The organism is Oceanimonas marisflavi, from assembly GCF_003049725.1.
GTDB classification, from domain to species: domain Bacteria; phylum Pseudomonadota; class Gammaproteobacteria; order Enterobacterales; family Aeromonadaceae; genus Oceanimonas; species Oceanimonas marisflavi.
Map to the genome: position 1 here is coordinate 1 of NZ_QAGM01000035.1, position 18,462 is coordinate 18,462.

18 protein-coding genes are annotated in these 18,462 nt (G+C 59.1%); 5 read left to right on the plus strand and 13 right to left on the minus strand.

What is annotated here, in order from left to right:
• Nucleotides 1–191: 191 nt before the first annotated feature.
• A complete protein-coding gene (locus DA373_RS15250; protein WP_107853137.1) occupies nt 192–926 on the minus strand; it encodes an endonuclease/exonuclease/phosphatase family protein in 735 nt (244 codons plus the stop codon).
• 104 nt (nt 927–1,030) lie between these two features.
• Here DA373_RS15250 and DA373_RS15255 point away from each other — a divergent pair, with 104 nt between their 5' ends.
• The 3 genes from DA373_RS15255 to DA373_RS15265 are packed head-to-tail and all read left to right on the plus strand — an operon-like array spanning nt 1,031 to nt 4,799.
• Nucleotides 1,031–2,539: a thymidine phosphorylase family protein gene (locus DA373_RS15255; protein ID WP_232821310.1), complete on the plus strand. Its 1,509-nt coding sequence runs from the start codon at nt 1,031–1,033 to the stop codon at nt 2,537–2,539.
• Nucleotides 2,536–3,447: a ribose-phosphate diphosphokinase gene (locus DA373_RS15260; RefSeq protein WP_107853138.1), complete on the plus strand. Its 912-nt coding sequence runs from the start codon at nt 2,536–2,538 to the stop codon at nt 3,445–3,447. The genes DA373_RS15255 and DA373_RS15260 overlap by 4 nt, the downstream gene beginning before the upstream one ends.
• Complete coding sequence (locus DA373_RS15265; RefSeq protein WP_107853139.1) at nt 3,444–4,799, plus strand: MBL fold metallo-hydrolase RNA specificity domain-containing protein; 1,356 nt, start codon at nt 3,444–3,446, stop codon at nt 4,797–4,799. The genes DA373_RS15260 and DA373_RS15265 overlap by 4 nt, the downstream gene beginning before the upstream one ends.
• Nucleotides 4,800–4,872: 73 nt before the next feature.
• On the opposite strand, the gene cyoE is transcribed toward DA373_RS15265, so the two are convergent.
• The 7 genes from cyoE to DA373_RS15300 all read right to left on the minus strand — a co-directional run bounded on the left by cyoE (nt 4,873) and on the right by DA373_RS15300 (nt 11,174).
• Nucleotides 4,873–5,760: a heme o synthase gene (gene cyoE, locus DA373_RS15270; protein WP_107853140.1), complete on the minus strand. Its 888-nt coding sequence runs from the start codon at nt 5,758–5,760 to the stop codon at nt 4,873–4,875.
• Nucleotides 5,761–6,021: 261 nt separating this feature from the next.
• Nucleotides 6,022–6,342: a cytochrome o ubiquinol oxidase subunit IV gene (gene cyoD / locus DA373_RS15275; protein ID WP_107853141.1), complete on the minus strand. Its 321-nt coding sequence runs from the start codon at nt 6,340–6,342 to the stop codon at nt 6,022–6,024.
• Nucleotides 6,339–6,959 (minus strand): cytochrome o ubiquinol oxidase subunit III, encoded by a 621-nt coding sequence (gene cyoC, locus DA373_RS15280; RefSeq protein WP_107853142.1) that lies wholly within the window; start codon nt 6,957–6,959, stop codon nt 6,339–6,341. Before cyoC ends, cyoD begins: the two co-directional genes overlap by 4 nt.
• A complete protein-coding gene (gene cyoB, locus DA373_RS15285) occupies nt 6,959–8,941 on the minus strand; it encodes a cytochrome o ubiquinol oxidase subunit I (protein WP_107853143.1) in 1,983 nt (660 codons plus the stop codon). Before cyoB ends, cyoC begins: the two co-directional genes overlap by 1 nt.
• 1 nt (nt 8,942) lies before the next feature.
• Nucleotides 8,943–9,851, minus strand: coding sequence for a ubiquinol oxidase subunit II (cyoA, locus tag DA373_RS15290; RefSeq protein ID WP_107853144.1), 909 nt, complete (start codon nt 9,849–9,851; stop codon nt 8,943–8,945).
• Between the two features lie 171 nt (nt 9,852–10,022).
• Complete coding sequence (locus DA373_RS15295; protein WP_232821329.1) at nt 10,023–10,427, minus strand: hypothetical protein; 405 nt, start codon at nt 10,425–10,427, stop codon at nt 10,023–10,025.
• A 138-nt stretch (nt 10,428–10,565) separates the two neighbouring features.
• A complete protein-coding gene (locus DA373_RS15300; protein ID WP_107853145.1) occupies nt 10,566–11,174 on the minus strand; it encodes a LysE family translocator in 609 nt (202 codons plus the stop codon).
• 128 nt (nt 11,175–11,302) lie between these two features.
• Between DA373_RS15300 and yjjG the strand changes: the two genes are divergently transcribed.
• Nucleotides 11,303–11,980 (plus strand): pyrimidine 5'-nucleotidase, encoded by a 678-nt coding sequence (gene yjjG / locus DA373_RS15305; RefSeq protein ID WP_107853146.1) that lies wholly within the window; start codon nt 11,303–11,305, stop codon nt 11,978–11,980.
• 137 nt (nt 11,981–12,117) lie between these two features.
• Here the strand turns inward: yjjG and DA373_RS15310 are convergent, their stop codons facing one another.
• On the minus strand, nt 12,118–12,969 hold the full coding sequence (locus DA373_RS15310) for a bifunctional allantoicase/(S)-ureidoglycine aminohydrolase (RefSeq protein WP_107853147.1): 852 nt from the start codon (nt 12,967–12,969) through the stop codon (nt 12,118–12,120).
• A gap of 173 nt (nt 12,970–13,142) precedes the next feature.
• Here DA373_RS15310 and DA373_RS15315 point away from each other — a divergent pair, with 173 nt between their 5' ends.
• Nucleotides 13,143–14,012 (plus strand): LysR substrate-binding domain-containing protein, encoded by an 870-nt coding sequence (locus DA373_RS15315; RefSeq protein WP_107853148.1) that lies wholly within the window; start codon nt 13,143–13,145, stop codon nt 14,010–14,012.
• 27 nt (nt 14,013–14,039) lie between these two features.
• On the opposite strand, the gene DA373_RS15320 is transcribed toward DA373_RS15315, so the two are convergent.
• The 4 genes from DA373_RS15320 to DA373_RS15335 all read right to left on the minus strand — a co-directional run.
• On the minus strand, nt 14,040–14,744 hold the full coding sequence (locus tag DA373_RS15320; protein ID WP_107853149.1) for a GntR family transcriptional regulator: 705 nt from the start codon (nt 14,742–14,744) through the stop codon (nt 14,040–14,042).
• Between the two features lie 134 nt (nt 14,745–14,878).
• A complete protein-coding gene (locus DA373_RS15325; RefSeq protein WP_107853150.1) occupies nt 14,879–16,312 on the minus strand; it encodes an NCS1 family nucleobase:cation symporter-1 in 1,434 nt (477 codons plus the stop codon).
• Nucleotides 16,313–16,611: 299 nt separating this feature from the next.
• Nucleotides 16,612–17,409, minus strand: a complete 798-nt coding sequence (locus tag DA373_RS15330) for an aspartate/glutamate racemase family protein (protein WP_232821321.1) — start codon at nt 17,407–17,409, stop codon at nt 16,612–16,614.
• Between the two features lie 208 nt (nt 17,410–17,617).
• Nucleotides 17,618–18,462, minus strand: an 845-nt coding sequence (locus DA373_RS15335; RefSeq protein WP_198650334.1) for an NCS1 family transporter, incomplete at its 5' end; no start/stop codon positions are given.

The window sequence follows — 18,462 nt, forward strand, 5'->3', positions numbered from 1 at the left end:
GGGTTTCTTCAACAAGGGTAAGGTGTTCGATCAGGGTCATGGCCAGGCTCCTTTAGCAAGAAGCGCTGATTAGATCACAGACGATCTGCCCGTTCAAATTTCATTAACAAAGTATGCTCCCGCCCTGAATGTATCGGCACGCTAACCTTTTTAACCGAGTGTTCACTGCAGACTGCACCGGAGTATTGCACCTACAGCAGAAAATTCGCATGAATGGGGTTGTGATCCGACACACCGGGCATATTGATGGCAGTGGCCGACAGCAGCTGCAAATCCCGGTAGAAAATAAAGTCCAGGGGCTGGCGCAGATAGCTTTTTACGTGGTGGGAGTTTTCCATCACCGCCTGGCGCAGGCCCAGGGCCCGGCAGAACTGGCGCAGATACAGCCGTCGCTGACGGCTCCACACATTAAAGTCGCCGGCCACGATCAGCGGCCCGGAATGGCGCAACAGCTCGGTGCGCAACAGCTCCATCTCACTGATAAACAGGCCGGCGTGCACAAAGTTGATGGCGTGCATATTCACCACCAGCAGAGTTCCGTCACCGGGCAGGGGATGACGGGTCAGCATCAGGCTTTTGTGGGTGGCAAAACGCAGCTCCCGGCTCTGGCTCAGCAGCGGCATAATGTCATTAAAGGCGCAGCGGCCGGCAGTGAGCACGCCAAACAGCTGAGTGCGGGTCTGCATATTGGGCGAGACTGCCCAGGACCAGCCTTCCAGCCAGGCTTCTCCCCGAGGCGCCAGCCGGGCTTCCTGCAACAGCAGCAGGCTGGTGGGGTAACCTTCGGTCAGCTCCGTCAGGCTCTGATGAAAGCGAGCGTCCTGAGTCAGTTTTTGTGCGTTCCAGCACAATACCCCCACTTCCTTGCCGGCCAGCGGCTGATGCTGATGCAGCAACCGGCTTGGAGTAATACGGGGTCTCAGCATTGTATCTGTTCCTTTCTCAAAACAATCACCCTGCCAAAGTGTAGCCGGCGAAAACTCAGGCCGGCGGCTAGTCTTTAAGCATCATTCACTTTTGGACAAGCATTGTGGCGGCCATTCATACCCTGTTTGCCACCTCCATGGGCATAGATACACATCAGGAGCCGGTGGTATTTATTCGGGCCGACAGTGAAGTGTGCCGGGCCGAAGGCTTTAACGCCAATACCCGCATCGAAGTCAGTGTGAACGATCGCAGTCTTATCGCCACCCTGAACGTGGTCACCAACGAGGTGTTGCCGGCCCGGCATATCGGGTTTTCCCGCATTGCCTGGCAGCGACTGGCGCTGGCCGGCCACGAAATGGTCACGGTGCGTCACGCCCCTGTGCTGCATTCCATGAGTGCGGTACGCAAAAAGATGTATGGCAACTCCCTGTCACACAAGGAAATGAACGACATCATAAGTGACATCAGCCAGCATCGTTATTCCGATATGCAGATCGCCGCCTTTCTGACCGCCTGTGTCGAACGGCTCAATACCGATGAAGTCATTGCCCTCACCCAGTCAATGGTCGCCAGTGGCAAGCGCCTGAGCTGGCCTGACCGGCTGCAGCTGGTAGACAAGCATTGTATTGGCGGCCTGCCCGGCAACCGCACCACCCCCATCGTGGTGGCCATTGCCAGCGCCGCCGGACTGGTGATGGCCAAAACCTCATCCCGGGCCATCACCTCGCCATCGGGCACTGCCGACACCATGGAGGTGCTGACCCGGGTGCACCTGGATCTGGCCGAAATTCAGGCCACGGTACGCAAGGCCAACGCCTGCCTGGCCTGGGGCGGTGCCGTCAACCTGAGCCCGGCCGATGACATGCTTATTCGCATTGAACGGGCGCTGGATATCGACGGCACCGGACAGATGGTGGCTTCGGTGCTGTCCAAGAAAATCGCCGCCGGCTCCACCCACGCTCTCATCGACATTCCGGTGGGGCCGACCGCCAAAGTACGCAGTCAGGCCACCGCCGAGAACATGGCCAGCCTGTTTGAAACCGTGGGCAAGGCGCTGAAGCTGAAGGTGTGCTGCCTGATCACCGAGGGCAATGAGGCCATCGGCTATGGCATAGGGCCGGCTCAGGAGGCCCGGGATGTGCTGGCGGTGCTGCAATGCCAGCCCGGTGCGCCGGCCGATCTGCGCGAGCGGGCGCTGTTTCTGACCGCTCACCTGCTGAACATGGCGGACCGGGGCGAGCTGTCAGAAACCACGGCTCTCGCCCGCGAGCTGCTGCAGTCGGGCCAGGCCTGGCAACAGTTTCAACGTATTTGCGAGGCTCAGGGCGGCCTGAAATCCATTCCCGAGGCCGCCTGCTCACTGCCACTCGGCGCCCGCCACAGCGGCACCCTGCTGGCCATGGATAACCGTCGCCTGGCCCGGCTGGCCAAGCTGGCCGGCGCTCCCTATTCGCCCGCGGCAGGGCTCAGGCTGCACGCCAAGCTGGGCCAGGCCCTGGCCATGGGCCAGCCGCTGTTTACTCTTTATGCCGACAGCCAGGGCGAACTGGACTATGCCGCCGACTACTACGCCCACAACCACGACCTGTTCATGATCGGAGAGGCACCATGACCCCGCTGCTGTTTGTGCTGCCCGACAGCCATGCCTTGTTCTCCCCGCTGTGCCGGGCCCTGCCCGCCGAGCCCGGTGAGCTGGAATATCGCCGCTTTCCCGATGGCGAAAGCTACCTGCGCATTCTGTCGGCCATCACGCCGGAACGCCCGGTCATGGTGCTGGCGGATTTGTCCCGCCCGGATGAGCGCCTGCTGCCCCTGTGTTTTCTGTGCGACACCTTAAAAGAACTGGGGGCCGGCCGGGTTGGCCTGATTGCACCCTATCTGTGTTACATGCGCCAGGACACCCGTTTTCATCCCGGCGAGGCGGTCACTTCCCGCAGCTTTGCCCGGCTGATCTCCGAACGCTTCGACTGGCTGCTGACGGTGGATCCGCACCTGCACCGCTACCATGCCCTGAGCGAGCTTTACACCATTCCCGCCACCGCCGTGCAGGCCGCGCCTCTGCTGGCCGACTGGCTCAAGGCGCGCCGCGAGCCCCTGCTGCTGGTAGGGCCCGATGCCGAAAGCGAACAATGGGTATCGGCGCTTTCGGCGGCCAGCGGCCATCCGTTTGTGGTGGGCCGCAAGGAGCGCCGAGGCGATCGGGACGTGCAGGTGTATCTGCCGGACTTGTCCGCCTGGCGCGGGCATAGCGCCATTATGGTGGACGACGTGATTTCCAGCGGCCGCACCATGCTGCAGTGTGCTCACGCCCTTACCGCCGCCGGCATTGAACATATTGAGTGCGCCGCCATTCACGGCCTGTTTGCCGATCGTATCGAAGATCAATTACAGGACGCCGGAGTCAGCCGGCTGATCACCAGCAACTCGGTGCCCCATTCGTCCAATGGGCTGGATCTCACTCCGCTGCTGCTGGACCCGGCGCGGCGGCTGGGCTGGCTCGAACCGGGAGAAGCCCCATGAAAATTACCTTTCTCGGCGCCACCCAGACGGTGACCGGCTCCAAGTTTCTGGTCAGCCACAACAACCGGCACATTCTGGTGGACTGTGGCCTGTATCAGGGCTACAAGTGGCTGCGCCGGCGCAACTGGCAACCGCTGCCGCTGGATATTGGCAGCCTCGATGCCATTGTGCTGACCCACGCCCATCTGGATCACTCCGGCTATATTCCGGTGCTGTACAAGCAGGGCTACCGGGGGCCGGTCTATTGCCATCCGGCCACCCAAGCCCTGTGCGAGGTGTTGCTGTCAGACAGCGGCCACCTGCAGGAGGAAGACGCCGGCTACCTGACCCGGCACAAGCTGAGCAAGCATGACAAACCCGAGCCTCTGTACGACCAGAAAACCGCCGAGCAGTGCATGAAGCTGTTCCGGCCGCTGGATTTTGACCGGCCCAGACAGGTAGGCCACCTGCATTTCTGGCTGCAGCCGGCAGGGCATATACTCGGCGCCGGCAGCCTGATCCTGGAATGCGACGGCAAAAAGGTGGGCTTTTCCGGCGACGTGGGCCGGCCCGACGATGTGTTTATGCATCCGCCCCGGCCGCTGCCGGCACTGGATCTGCTGCTGCTTGAAGCCACCTATGGCGATCGCCGCCACGAGCCGGGCGATCCGCTGGAGCAGCTGGCCGGTGTGGTTAACGATACCGTGGCCGCCGGCGGCGTCATGCTGATCCCGAGCTTTGCCGTGGGCCGGGCCCAGACCCTGCAGCACCTGCTGGTACGGCTGATGGACGAAGGCCGCATTCCCCGGCTAAAGGTGTTTCTCGACAGTCCCATGGCCATCGAGGTGAGCGAAATCTACGAACGCTTTGTGGATCAGCACCGCCTGAGCCGAGCCGACTGCCACCGGCTGGGCCAGGCCATCACCCTGGTGCGCAGCGTGGAAGACTCCAAGGCCCTGGCCGACGAGGTTTACCCCCATATCATTATCGCCGGCAGTGGCATGGTCACCGGCGGACGCATACTGCACCACATGAAACGGCTGCTGGGAGATCACCGCACCACCCTGCTGCTGACCGGTCATCAGGCCGGCGGCACCCGGGGCGACAAACTGCTGCAGGGCTGCGACAAGGTACGCATTCACGGCGAATGGATTGATAACCGGGCCCGGGTGGAACGGCTGCACGGGCTGTCGGGGCATGCGGATTATGCCGAGCTGGGAGACTGGCTGGCGGCGTCGGCTCTGGCTGACGGGACCGCCATTGAGCTGGTGCACGGTGAACCGGAAGCGCTGGAAGCCATGCGCGACTACCTGCGGCAAACCACGAAATTTGAGGTCAATATCGGCGAGTATCAGCGCATTCTCACGCTTTAGCCGGAAAGAAGAAAAAAGGACCGAAGCAACAAGGTGCGACTCCGGCCAAATGGGAGAGAAACGGAAAAACGATTTACAAATTCATCGCCAGCCACGCCTCGGGCGCGGTGCGAAAGTCAAACGCCATGGTCACGCTGATGGCGGTGATGGTAATAATGGACAACACAAACACACGACGGGCCCAGCCCAGCTCCTCGGCACCCCGGCGATAACCGTTAAAGGCCATCACCAGCCACCACAGACTGGTGGCACAGGCCACCGTCATAAAGGTGAGGCCGGTGTAACCGCTGAGCGGCAGCAGGGCGGTTACCACACAGAACAGCGCAATATAGAGCACTATCTGCCGTTTGGCCTTGGCCACCCCTTCCGCCACCGGCAGCACCGGAATATTGGCGGCCGCATAATCCTCATAGCGGAAAATGGCAATGGCGTAGGAATGAGGCATCTGCCACAGACTGAACATCAGCAGCAAAATGGCGGCGCCGGCATCAAACTGGCCGCTCACGGCGCAATAGCCCACCACGGGCGGCACGGCACCGGACAGGCTGCCCACCAGGGTGCCGTACACGGAAGCGCGCTTCAGCCACAGGCTGTAAAAGCCTACGTATACCACATAGCCAAAGGCGGCAAAGCCGGTGGCCACGGCATTGGTGAACCAGGCCAGCAGGGCAAAGCCCGCCACGCCCAGCACCAGGCCATAGATCAGCGCGGTACGTGCCGACAGCTCGCCGGTCACCGTGACCCGGTTGCGAGTGCGGCGCATGCGCGCGTCGATATCACTGTCGATACAGTTATTGACGGCACAGCCCGACGCCACCACCAGCGACAGCCCGATCAGAGTGGCCCACATCAGCGACCAGTCGATGTCGCCGCGGGCAGCCATAAAAAAGCCGCCGGCCACCGAGATCAGGTTGCCCATGATAATGCCCGGCTTGGTGACCTTGAGATAAGGCCGAATCATATAATGCCCCTTGGGATGAAACCCGGTTTATACCATTCGGATTAATGACCCACTCACCTTGCCTGCTACTGCTGTAGGCGCCACTTTAGTTGGCGCCAACTCGCAGACAATGGTGTATTCAAGGCCTGTTACACAGGCCCTGCCGGCTAAAGCGGCAGCTACAACACAACCCGGAGAGCCGAATCGTTCATGTAATGTGGTGAGTCTTACCCGTGTTTGTGCATATTAATGCCGGCCCGGTTGTCCGGGCCGGACAGTGCCTTAATACATCATCATTTCGTTGGAGCTGAGGATGATCCACACCGACAGACCCACCACCATCACGATAATGAGGGCGGAGAACAGGAATGCCACCGTGTTTTCCCGGCTGTTGGGCTTGAAGCTCAGATGCAGGAAGTACTTGAGATGCACCACAATCTGCACAATGGCCAACAGCACCACAGTGCCCAGGGTCGCCCCCGGGCTCAGCTGGCCGGTCATCACCGCCCAGAACGGAATGGCGGTCAGGATCACCGACAGCACAAAGCCGGTGAGATAGGATTTCACGCTGCCGTGATCCACGGCGTCATGGTTGTGACTCATGCCATTGCCCCCATCAGATACACCACGGTAAATACACAGATCCACACCACGTCGAGGAAGTGCCAGAACATGCTCAGGCAGCCCAGACGGGTCAGGGTGCGGGGGCCGGTGCCCCGCTTCATCAGCTCCACCATCAGCACCAGCATCCACACCAGGCCGGCGGTCACGTGCAGACCGTGCATGCCCACCAGGGTGAAGAAGGAGGTGAGGAAGGCGCTGCGTTGCGGACCATTGCCGGACTCAATCAGGTGATGGAACTCGTACAGTTCCATACCGATAAAGGTGACCCCCAGCGCAAAGGTGACCAGCAGCCACAGCAGGGTCAGGCCCCGCTTGTGGTTGTGGCCGGCCAGCATGGCAAAGCCGTAGGTGATGCTGGAAACCAGCAGTACGGCGGTTTCCACCGCCACAAATTTCAGATCAAACAGCTCCCGGCCGCCCGGACCGCCGGCGGTGTTCATATAGAGCACCGCATAGGTGGCGAACACGGACGCGAACAGCAGGCAGTCGGTCATCAGGTAGAGCCAGAAACCGAACAGGGTGTTGCCCCCGGTGTCGTGGTGCTCTTCGTGGTGGTGCGCCTGCACCTGTTTGAGATCAACGGATACGGCTTCCATCAGGCCTCCTTCATCACGTTACGCAGGTGTGCCTGCTCGATGCGCTCGACTTCGTCGGGCTGCACGTAATAGTCGGTGTCGGTGTCATAGGCCCGGCACAGGAAGATCACAAAGCTGGCCACCAGGCCGGCGATCACCATCCACCAGATATGCCAGATGGCACCAAACCCGGCGGCGGTGGCGGCCGCGGCGATCAGCACGCCACAGGCGGTGTTCTTCGGCATGTGAATGGGCTGATAGTCACCCTGCACTCGGTAGGCGGTGCCCTTTTCCTTCATGTCGGTAAAGGCGTCGATGTCGCTGACATGAGGCAGTTTGGCAAAGTTGTAGAACTGGGGCGGTGAGCTGGTGGACCACTCCAGAGTGTGGCCATTCCAGGGGTCACCGGTCAGGTCTTTATTCTGCTCACGGTCACGGAAGGCTTTATACAGCTGGTAGAACTGCACCACTATGCCGATCAGAATGAACACGGCCCCAACGGCGGCCAGATAGAGCCAGAAGTTCCAGGCCGGGTTGTCGGTGCTGTTGAGGCGACGGGTCATGCCCAGGAAGCCCAGCACATACAGCGGCATAAAGGCCACGTAGAAACCGATCTGCCAGCACCAGAAGGACACCTTGCCCAGCTTCTCGTCGAGGTGAAAGCCCATGGCTTTCGGGAACCAGAAGGCAAAGCCCGCCAGATAACCGAACACGGCACCGCCGATAATGGTGTTGTGAAAGTGAGCGATCAGGAACAGGCTGTTGTGCAGCACAAAGTCGGCGCCGGGCACCGCCAGCAGTACGCCGGTCATGCCACCAATGGTAAAGGTGGTCATAAAGCCCAGAGTCCACAGCACCGGCACCGTCATGCGCAGACGGCCGCGATACATGGTGAACAGCCAGTTGAACAGCTTCACCCCGGTGGGCACGGCGATGATCATGGTCATCACGCCGAAGAAGGCGTTCACATTGGCGCTGGAGCCCATGGTGAAGAAGTGGTGCAGCCACACGATAAAGCCCAGCACCGAGATGGCGCCACTGGCGTATACCATGGAGTTGTAGCCAAACAGGCGCTTGCCGGTAAAGGTGGAGATCACCTCGGAGAAAATACCAAAGGCCGGCAGGATCAGAATGTACACCTCGGGATGACCCCAGGCCCAGAACAGGTTGATGTACATCATGGCGTTGCCGCCGGCGGCATTGGTAAAGAAGTGGAAGTCCAGGTAGCGATCCAGGGTCAGCATGCCCAACACCGCGGTCAGGATCGGGAAGGACGCCACGATCAGAATGTTGGCCCAGGTGCAGGTCCAGGTGAAGATCGGCATCTGCATCAGCTTCATGCCCGGAGTTCGCATTTTGAACACGGTCACCAGGAAGTTGACCCCGGTCAGCAAAGTACCTATGCCCGATATCTGCAGCGCCCAGATATAGTAATCAACCCCCACGCCCGGACTGAAATCCAGCTCCGACAGCGGCGGATAGGCCACCCAGCCGGTCTTGGCGAACTCACCCAGACCGAGGGAGATGTTCACCAGCACGGCGCCGGACACCGCCAGCCAGAAGCTGAGGTTGTTAAGGAAGGGGAAAGCCACGTCACGGGCACCGATCTGCAGCGGCAGCACTATGTTCATCAGGCCGATCATGAATGGCATGGCCATAAAGATGATCATGATGACACCGTGGGCGGTGAAGATCTGGTCGTAGTGCTCGGGGGGCAGATAGCCGTCGGCACCGTTGGTCGACATGGCCAGCTGGGTACGCATCATGATGGCGTCGGCAAAGCCGCGGATCAGCATGACAAAGGCCAGAATGATATACATGATGCCCAGTCGCTTGTGGTCCACCGAAGTGATCCAGTCGCGCCAGAGCAGGCCCCACTTGTTGTAGCGGGTGATCAGAAAGGCGATCACCACGGCGGCGATGGCCACCACGCCCAGAGTCACCATGATAATGGGCTCATGGTAGGGCACGGCGTCGAGTGTGAGTTTACCTAATAACGACATTTTATTTCTCAGCCTCCATCATCATGCTGGCTGACAGGTGATGTGAATGTTCATCGCCCGCAACGGGGTGATGATCCTTCATGAACTTCATCACGACTTCATGGAACAGGCCTCGGCTGACATCGCCAAAGTATTCCACCGGGTTGTTTTCACTGGGCTCGGCCAGCTGCTGGTAGGCGGCCATGTCGAGGGTGTGCTTATCGGCTTTCACCTTTTCCACCCAGGCGTCAAAGCCGGCTTCGTCGGGGGTGGCGATGGCGTCAAACTGCATGCCGGTAAAGCCTTCGCCGCTGTAATTGGCGGAGATACCGTCGTAACGGCCCGGCTCGTTGGCGATCAGGTGCAGCTGGGTTTCCATGCCCGCCATGGAGTAGATCTGGCTACCCAGTTGGGGAATGAAAAACGAGTTCATGGTGGTGTCGGAGGTAATGCGGAACTCCACCGGCACATCGGTGGGGAACGCCAGCTCGTTGACGGTGGCAATGCCCTGCTCCGGATAGATAAACAGCCACTTCCAGTTCAGTGACACCACCTGAACCACCAGATGGTCCTTGTCGTGGTCAAGCTTCTTGTACGGATCCAGCGCGTGAGTGGAGCGCCAGGTGATGATGCCAAGAGCCACGATGATGATGATGGGAACCACCCACACCACGGTCTCAATTTTGGTGGAGTGGGCCCACTTGGGCTCATAGGCCTCATTGCGACCTTCCCGGTACTTCCAGGCGAAGTACAAGGTCATCACAATCACCGGAATCACCACCAGCAGCATCAGACAGGTGGCAACGATGATCAGATACTTCTCATCGGCGCCGACCTGACCCTTGGGATCCAGCACGCCGCCTTCGCAGCCGGCCAGCGCAAAAGACGCCGCCCCTGCCAACAGCAGGTTAACTAACTTTCGAATAAACAAAGGAAACCTTCCCCTATCCCTAAAGGTGCCAGCTTGCCGCGCAGCACGGCAAGACAGTTATGGGTATCGAGCGATACGCAGTGGCGGGATCGACCACCTTGACAAGCGCGGCATACAGACAGCTACCGGCAAACGCGGTAACGGCGCCCTACAACAGCGTTTGAAAGAGGATCAGAACCCGAGAGAGAACATCGGTGGAGCCCGGCAACCATGCGCCCGAAGCAGGGCACGGCGAGGCTTTGAAGATGTGGAGAGTGCCGGCCTGGAATGGTGCGTTCTCGGCCAGACAAGATGTTGCAGCAGCAGATGCAGCAACATCAGCAGCCACTGCAGCAGCAGTGGTGCAAACACCAGCAGGCTGGTGCAGAGCAGGGTTTTCAGGGCATCAATGGGGAACAAATCCGCCAGTTGCGCCTGGTATTCAAAAATATCGGCCGACAGTCCGGTCCAGCTAAGTAACCAGTGGCCCAGCACTTCCAGCACCATAACGGCGCCAAACACCCCAATTCCGTCCATACCGGACCGTGACAGCGACATAAGGTCGTGCCATTGTGCGGTGGTGGGCAGATACAACATGGGACTCAACTGCTGACTTCCGTTAGTTACAAGTGTGATTTAAAGCGTGACCTGATTAACACAGGCCGATTTTTTGACCGCAAAAGGCTACCAAACTTTGATCCAGCGCACAACCATGCCGCACGTTTTGAGGTTTGCCTACAACACCACCTTGCAGGCCAGCGCCAGCAGCACCAGGCCACTCAGCTTGTCGATCACGCCCGACCTGGCCTTCAGCCAGCCCAGCACCGGCCCCCGGGACAGCAGCAGCGCCACCAGCACATACCAGAGCGCATCAATGCCGCCGGCGGTGAGCATCATGATGCCGCCCTGCTGCCAGCCGGCGTCGGCACGCACAAACTGACTGAACAGGGCCACAAAAAAAATGGCCAGCTGCGGGTTGAGAAAGGCCACCATAAAGCCCTCAAAGGCCCCCTGACGACCACGCACCGTATGACCGCTTTCCTCGGCCGCTCCCGGCTGGGGCCGCGCCAGCAGCGCCCTGATGCCCAGCCAGGCCAGAAAAGCGGCGCCGCCATAGCGGATGATGTCAAACAGCAGCGGATTGCGGGTGATCAGCAACGCCAGCCCCAGAGCGGTGATCAGGGCATACAGTCCCACCCCCAGGCCGTGTCCCAGAGCGGTGAGCACCCCGTGGCCCTGACCACCGCGCACCGTGTTGCGGATCACCACCGCCAGACTGGGGCCGGGGCTGATGGCCCCCATAATGCAGATGGCCGCCAGCGCCAGCCAGCTGGAAAACTCCATGCGCTCTTCCTCATTATTGGTTATATGGGCTGTATTTAAGCATAATTTGCTGCGGCTATTGAGTTTGCCCACCATGGCTTTCTACACTGTGGGCCCATACCGGCCACTTGCTCTGGAGTTCCTGCCCGATGCGCTACGACTGGATACTGTTCGACGCCGACGACACCCTGTTTCATTTCGACGCCTTTACCGGCCTTAAGCGCATGTTCGCCGCTTTTGGCGTGAACTTTGATGAACAGGCCTTTGCGCACTACCAGACTCAAAACCAGCCGTTGTGGGTGGCCTACCAGAACGGCGACATCAGTGCCGAAGAACTGCGCCACCGCCGCTTTGAAGAATGGGCCGGCCGGCTGGCGGTCACCACCCAGCACCTGAATGAAACCTTTATGAATACCATGGTGGAGGTGTGCACCCTGCTGCCCGGCGCCAGTGAGCTGGTTGCCTCACTGGAAGACAAGGCGCGACTGGGCATTATCACCAACGGCTTTGCCTCCATGCAGCAGGCACGGCTGCAGCGAGCCGGCTGGGAACAGGCTTTCTCACCCCTGGTGGTATCGGAAGAAGTGGGCGTGGCCAAACCCCACACCGGCATTTTTGACCATGCCCTGAATCTTATGGGCAACCCGGAGCGCAGCCGGGTGCTGATGGTGGGTGACAACCCCCATTCCGACATTCTCGGCGGCCTTAACGCCGGCCTGCACACCTGCTGGCTCAACACTCAGGGCAAGCCCGCCCCCGAGGGCATTACTCCCCACCATGAAGTGACTTCGCTGGGCCAGCTCAAGGAGTGGCTGCTGGGAGCGTGAGGGGTGAGGAGTGAGGGGTGAGGGGTGAGGGGTGAGGGGTGAGGCAGAACTTTTTCCTCACGCCTCACCCTTCACTCCTAACCAAAAACGCAAAAAGGCAGCCCGAAGGCTGCCTTTTGCTATCGTTCCGCTGCTGCTTACTTGCGGTTGCCGCGGTAAGCGGGGGACGAATTCAGAACCATGTGACGGTTCACGTCCTTGTACAGCAGGTAACGGAAACGGCTCGGGCCGGCGGCGTAGCAGGCCTGGGGGCAGAAGGCGCGCAGCCACATGTAGTCGCCGGCTTCAACTTCAACCCAGTCCTGGTTCAGGTGGTAAACGGCCTTGCCTTCCAGCACGTACAGGCCGTGCTCCATAACGTGGGTTTCATCGAACGGGATCACGCCGCCAGACTGGAAGGTCACGATGTTAACGTGCATGTCGTGACGGATGTCGGTCGGATCGGTGAAACGGGTGGTGGCCCACACGTCATTGGTGTCCGGCATGGAGGTCGGCTCAATGTCGTTCTCGTTGGTCACGAAGGCTTCCGGCACGTCGATGCCGTCTACAAATTCGTAAGCCTTGCGCAGCCAGTGGAAGCGCACGGGAGCGTCGCTGTTGTTCTTCACGGTCCAGTTGGCACCCGGCGGCAGGTAGGCGTAGCCACCCAGATCCATGTGATGCTCTTTGCCTTCCAGAGTCAGGGTCATTTCACCTTCAACGATGAAGATAACGCCTTCGGCGCCGGCATCCAGCTCGGGTTTCTCGCTGCCACCCTGGGGAGACACTTCCATGATGTAGTGAGAGAAGGTCTCGGAGAAACCGCTCATCGGACGGGCGATAACCCACAGACGGGTTTCGTCCCAGAACGGCAGGAAGCTGGTCACGATGTCGCTCATGACGCCTTTCGGAATAACGGCGTAGGCTTCGGTGAATACGGCGCGATCGTGGATCAGTTGAGTCTGCGGGGGCAGACCGCCCTTGGGGGCATAATAGGTATTACGGGCCATTACTTCGTCCTTTTATGCTTGAATGGTTGGACATTGCCAACGGAAGCAGCACGGCAGGCTGACAAGCACCATGCTGCTTAAATGCTGAACACATGGATTGTAGAGCATGACCAAATGATTTATAAATTAAATAATTCAATGGCACCCAGTGCATTTACCACTACAAGGGCAACATGACCCAATTGACCACTCTCGATCCGGTGCTGCTACGCAGCTTTGTGGCGGTGGTAGACACCGGCAGCTTTACCCGGGCCGCCGACAGCACCCACCTTACCCAGTCCACCGTCAGCCAGCAGATACGCAAGCTGGAATCCCAGCTCGGCTGCGAGTTGCTCAACCGCAAGGGCCGCTACATTACCGCCACCCTGGAAGGCGAGCGGGTGCTCAATTACGCCCGCCGCATACTGCAGTTAATGCAGGAAGCCGTGGCCCAGACCAGCCTGAGCATAGAGCAGCAGAAAATTCGACTGGGGGTGCCGGAAGACTTCGCCACCCACGCCATCATGCCCGCCCTGTCCGCCTTTGCCGATCAGTATCCGGGTATTCGGCTGGAGGTAAAAAGCGGCCTGTGCAGCGATATCTGGCGGGAGTTTCAGCGCGGCGAGCTGGATCTGGCGCTGGTCAAGCAGCGTCCGGGCAGCGTGCCGGGGCTGGCCAGCTGGCCCGAGCCGCTGTGCTGGATAGACGGCCTGGAGAGCAACAACCTGGCCAGCCAGCCGGTGCCTCTGGTCACCTTTCCCATCGGCGGCCTGTACCGGGGCGAAATGGCCCACACCTTTGACCGGCTGGGCCGCAGCTGGCGGCTGGCTTACGTGAGTACCAGTTTGTCGGGAGTCTGCTGTGCGGTGGAAGCGGGCTTTGGCATCTCGCTGCTGCCCCGCCGGCTGGTTACCGCCAGGCACCGTATTCTCAGCGAGGCCGATGGCCTGCCGGACGTACCGGATCTGGAGCTGACCCTGCACGCCCAGGACAAGCTCTCGGCCCACAGCAAACTGCTGGCGGAGCGGTTGATCAGTGCCTGCAACGACACCTGCCGGCAGTAACGTGAAGGGTGTGCGGGCCGAACAGCCTCAGAGCTCGGCAAAGATGTGCTTCAGATTGACATCTTCCTCTGCCGGCGGCTCCAGCTGCAGCTGGGCCTCGATCTCGTTAAGGTGGTCAATCATCAACTGCACCGCCCGTTCGGTATGGTGTCCGGCAATGGCCTCCAGCAGTCCATTATGCTCGCTGCAGGATGGCCCGGCATGATGATGGTGGCCCTTGCGGACACCATTTGGCTGCTGGTACAGGGCCACGATCAGCGACGAGCGGGGAATGATTTCATGCAAAAAGGAGGTCAGCACCGGTTTGTTGGCCAGCTTGCCAATCAGCAGGTGAAACTCCCCGGAGAGCCGTATGCGCAGGCTCTGATCGCCCTGCTCCATGGCCTGGTGTTCCTTTTCCAGGTGCTCCTGCAGCAGCTTTTTCTCCCGCAGAGTGCATTTGCTCGCCAGTTCCCGTACCAGCTCTGCTTCAATCAACCGCCGCGCCTGAAAAATGTCTCTGGCTTCTTCCGGTGAAGGCTCGGCCACAAAGGCACCGCTGTTGGGCACCAGGTTCACCAGCTTGTGGTAGGACAGCTGTAACAGCAGCTTGCGCACAAACCCCCGGCTCAGGCCAAAGGTCTCACATAATTCTTCTTCCTTCAGCCGGGTACCCGGCAGCAGTTTGTGGGCGACAATCGCTTCCCAGATACGCTGATAAACACTGTTCAGATCCCTGTTTTTGTTATTCATGGGCTTGCCCTTTGTGCTCGTTGATTAACCAAAGAGTAACATGCCTTTACATTGTCAACAATCATGCCCATATTCGTAAAAAGCAACAAAGCGGCCCCTGCAGGGGCCGCTTTGTTGCTTTTAATAACCTGCTTTCAGTCCTGGCTGCGCGATGACAGCCAATAATAAAAAATACCCCCCAATGCCGCACCAATCAGCCAGCCATAACCGTTGAGATCACTGAGCGCCGGCACCCAGACGGTGGCAACGGAAAATACCGCCGCCATGGCAAAGGCGATCAATGCCTTTTTGTTCCAGCCACTCTGGTAGAAATAGGCACCCTGTGGATCCCGGGAAAACAACTGCTGCATATTCAGCTGCTGCCGTTTCACCAGGTAATAGTCCACCACAATAATGCCGTAGAAGGGTGCGACTATGGCACCCAGTGCATTCACAAAACCGGGAATGCCAATCTGGCTGATAACCGACACCCAGAGCGCTCCCACGAAAAAGGCCACCACGGCAGTAATAAGGCCCCCGATACGGAAACTGATCACCTTGGGAAACAGGTTGGCCAGGTCATAGGCCGGCGGAATAAAGTTGGCCACCAGATTGATGCCCACGGTGGCGGCGAAGAAGGTCAGTGCCGCGATAATGGTCAGGGGCAGGGAGTCAACCCGCTCCACAATATCGGCCGGATTGGTCAGCGCCTCACCAAACAACACCAGGGTGCCGGCGGTAATGATCAGCGCAATAAAGGAGAAGAAGGCCACATTGAGGGGCAGCCCCACCAGATTGCCGATTTTCATCTCCCGCTCGCTGCGCACAAAACGGGTGAAATCGCCGAAGTTGATCACCACGGCGGCAAAATAGGCCACCATGGTACCCACAATGGCAGTAAAGGCCGCCAGGTCGCTGCCCTGATAGTCGCCGCCGCCACTGAAGATGGTGTCCACCGCCGGCAACAGCTGATCGCCAGCCTGGTACCAGACGATGATCATCAGCGCCAGCATGACCACATAGACCAGAGGACCGGCCCAGTTAAGGAAGATCTTGATCTTGTCGATACCCTGCCAGAACAAGGCTATCTGAAACGCCCAGACGATCACGAACGACAGCCAGGCGGTGCCCGACAGCCCGAGATATTCGCTGTCGCCTGTGCCCCACAGGGAAGTCAGCAGCAGGGTCACAGCGGTGGAGGCAAAATAGGTCTGCACCCCATACCAGAAGATACCGATAATGGCCCTCAGCATGGCCGGAAAGTTGGCGCCGCGCACTCCCATGCTTGACCGGATCATCACCGGAAAGGGTATGCCATATTTGACACTGGGCTTGCCGGTCAGGTTGACCAGCACCATCACAATAAAGCCGGCCAGGATAATGGCCGCCATCACCGCCCAACCATTCAGACCGTAGCTCAGGAACAAGGACGCGGCCAGGGTGTAGCCAAACAGGCTCTGAATGTCGTTGGACCAGACGTTGAAGATTTCAAACCAGCCCCAGCTGCGATCCTTGTGCTTGATGGGGGCCAGATCCTCGTTGTAAAGCAGAGGGTCGTGATGGGTTATTTCGAGTTGCTTGTCATCCATGCGTTTATCTCCCTTGAAAACGCGAACAAAACCCCTGTCAGCCAGTGCCCTCGCTACCTGGGTGACGGCGAGTACCGATACCGGCAGTGGAATATCAACACGGGTTGCAGTCTGAGTGCCGCACCGCCTCAGCGGGATGCTCTGGAGTAAGCCAGGCTCCGGCATATATTCAGCATAGCCAATCCGGCCTGTTTTGTGCGCAAACGACCATGCGCTGCAAAACCAGAAAATGCCGCTCACATGGTAAGCGGCACTCCTCTATCACCTTCTTTCATCTACATTTTTATGAAAAGATAACGTTATTCGATAGCCGCCATTGCCGCTCGGGCGGCTGCATTCACTGCCACCAGCAAAGGGACCTCGAACCGGGGTTGCAGCCTGACAGCTGAAGCCGATAACGGACCTCCGCCCATAATCACGGCTTCGGCACCATCCTGGTCAATGGACGCCTGCACTGCGGTTGCCAATGCGGCATCCAGCTTATCAGCAGAGGCAACCAGCTCCATGGGATCACCAGGTGTGACCTGAACGCCGCGATACAGGTGACCGTAGCCCAGTTCATCGGCCTTTTGCTTGAATGAAGCCAACAACTTTTCATCCGGCGTCACGGTCACAATACCGAACGGGCGATCACCACGAGCCGCCTCATGAAAGACTTCCTCGCCAATACCAAATACCGGTATGGACACGCTGGCACGTAACTCCGGCAGGCCGGGATCGCTGAATGCCGAGACGATCAGCGCCGCAACCTGCTTATTGGCAGCCGCTTCCACCCCCAGTGCAACCACACCGCTGGCCGCTTTTTCCATATCCTCAGGGGTCGTCAGCAGGGCGGGGGCATTCTCGTTACTCACCCCTTCCACATTGGCTCGTCCGGCCACTTCCTGCTGTGCCAGCTCGGCCATTGAAATGGTCGCTTTTGAATTTGAGTTGGGGTTAATCAGTACAATGGTTTTAATCGTTTCCCCCTCGGCTTGCTGAACATCGCTTGCATCTCCCTGTGTGGCCTGAACTGTCGATGATGCCAGCACAAAGAACGCTGGTAGCCATAGTTTTTTCGCATTTTCACTAACAAGTAACCGCTGGTGTACACCCATGATAATTATCTCCTCAAGTCAACGACTGAATATCAAACCTGCTCATGGTGCTTTCGGCCGGGCCATTCTCAAAAGGCCAGGGCACCATCCCTGTTACAGTGACTCTCCTTTGTTGAGCTGTGACGTGGCCGGTAGTGCGCTGCCATTCGAAACAGCCATTCAGACATGAAAAAAAGAAAGGTCCGTCAACCGGACCTTTCTTTTCGTATTAATTGCGGAAACGCTCACAGGGTTTCCAGTTCTGCATCAGCAGGTAGTAGGTGATACCCGCCGGCAGCAGACTGGCGTACCAGGATACCGAGGAGAAGGTCAGGGCCACCACGGCACCGGCCAGCGCGGCAATCACGGCGGCGTAGTTCACACCTTTATAGGGACCGTTCTCGTCATACAGCTTGTCGATGTCCAGCTTGCGACGACGCAGGATGAAGTAGTCCACCACCATCACCGCAAAGATGGGACCCAGGAAAGCGGAGTAGGTCTGTACGAACATCTGCAGGCCGGCGGAAGACTCTTCCTTCACCAGTTCCCAGGGGAAGGTGCAGAAGGCCAGCAGACCCACAATAATGGTGGAGGTGCGGAACTTCAGCTTGAACACGTCCATCAGGATGTAGGTGGGCGGCACCACGTTGTTCAGCACGTTGGTGGTCACCTGGGCAAAGGCGATGAACAGCAGGGTGATGATCAGCAGCGGGGTGTTGTCCACGGCGCTGGAGAACACCTGGATGGGGTCGGACACACCGGTGGCGCCGGAGACCATCAGGCCAATCAGACCCATAAACAGGGTACAGGGCAGAATGGACATGGCGTAGATGGTGGTCAGCAGACCCGGTTTGGTGCCTTCCTTCAGCTCACGGGAGTAGTCGCTCACGTTCAGCATCATGGTGCTGTAGATACCGAGGAACAGCATGGTCGCGCCCCAGAAGGGTACACCCCAGGTGCCTTCCATGTTCACCAGGTTGGCGGTGATTTCGTCGCCGTAGCGGTTGATCACGCTCCAGAACATGTACACCAGCGCCAGCAGAATAAAGCCGCTGCCCACGTTTTCCAGCCACT

Coding starts and splice junctions, on each gene's coding strand:
- DA373_RS15250 (WP_107853137.1), bottom strand. CDS start 926: ATGCTGAGACCCCGTATTACTCCAAGCCGGTTGCTGCATCAGCATCAG.
- DA373_RS15260 (WP_107853138.1), top strand. CDS start 2,536: ATGACCCCGCTGCTGTTTGTGCTGCCCGACAGCCATGCCTTGTTCTCC.
- DA373_RS15265 (WP_107853139.1), top strand. CDS start 3,444: ATGAAAATTACCTTTCTCGGCGCCACCCAGACGGTGACCGGCTCCAAG.
- cyoE (WP_107853140.1), bottom strand. CDS start 5,760: ATGATTCGGCCTTATCTCAAGGTCACCAAGCCGGGCATTATCATGGGC.
- cyoD (WP_107853141.1), bottom strand. CDS start 6,342: ATGAGTCACAACCATGACGCCGTGGATCACGGCAGCGTGAAATCCTAT.
- cyoC (WP_107853142.1), bottom strand. CDS start 6,959: ATGGAAGCCGTATCCGTTGATCTCAAACAGGTGCAGGCGCACCACCAC.
- cyoB (WP_107853143.1), bottom strand. CDS start 8,941: ATGTCGTTATTAGGTAAACTCACACTCGACGCCGTGCCCTACCATGAG.
- DA373_RS15295 (WP_232821329.1), bottom strand. CDS start 10,427: ATGTTGTATCTGCCCACCACCGCACAATGGCACGACCTTATGTCGCTG.
- DA373_RS15300 (WP_107853145.1), bottom strand. CDS start 11,174: ATGGAGTTTTCCAGCTGGCTGGCGCTGGCGGCCATCTGCATTATGGGG.
- yjjG (WP_107853146.1), top strand. CDS start 11,303: ATGCGCTACGACTGGATACTGTTCGACGCCGACGACACCCTGTTTCAT.
- DA373_RS15310 (WP_107853147.1), bottom strand. CDS start 12,969: ATGGCCCGTAATACCTATTATGCCCCCAAGGGCGGTCTGCCCCCGCAG.
- DA373_RS15315 (WP_107853148.1), top strand. CDS start 13,143: ATGACCCAATTGACCACTCTCGATCCGGTGCTGCTACGCAGCTTTGTG.
- DA373_RS15320 (WP_107853149.1), bottom strand. CDS start 14,744: ATGAATAACAAAAACAGGGATCTGAACAGTGTTTATCAGCGTATCTGG.
- DA373_RS15325 (WP_107853150.1), bottom strand. CDS start 16,312: ATGGATGACAAGCAACTCGAAATAACCCATCACGACCCTCTGCTTTAC.
- DA373_RS15330 (WP_232821321.1), bottom strand. CDS start 17,409: ATGGGTGTACACCAGCGGTTACTTGTTAGTGAAAATGCGAAAAAACTA.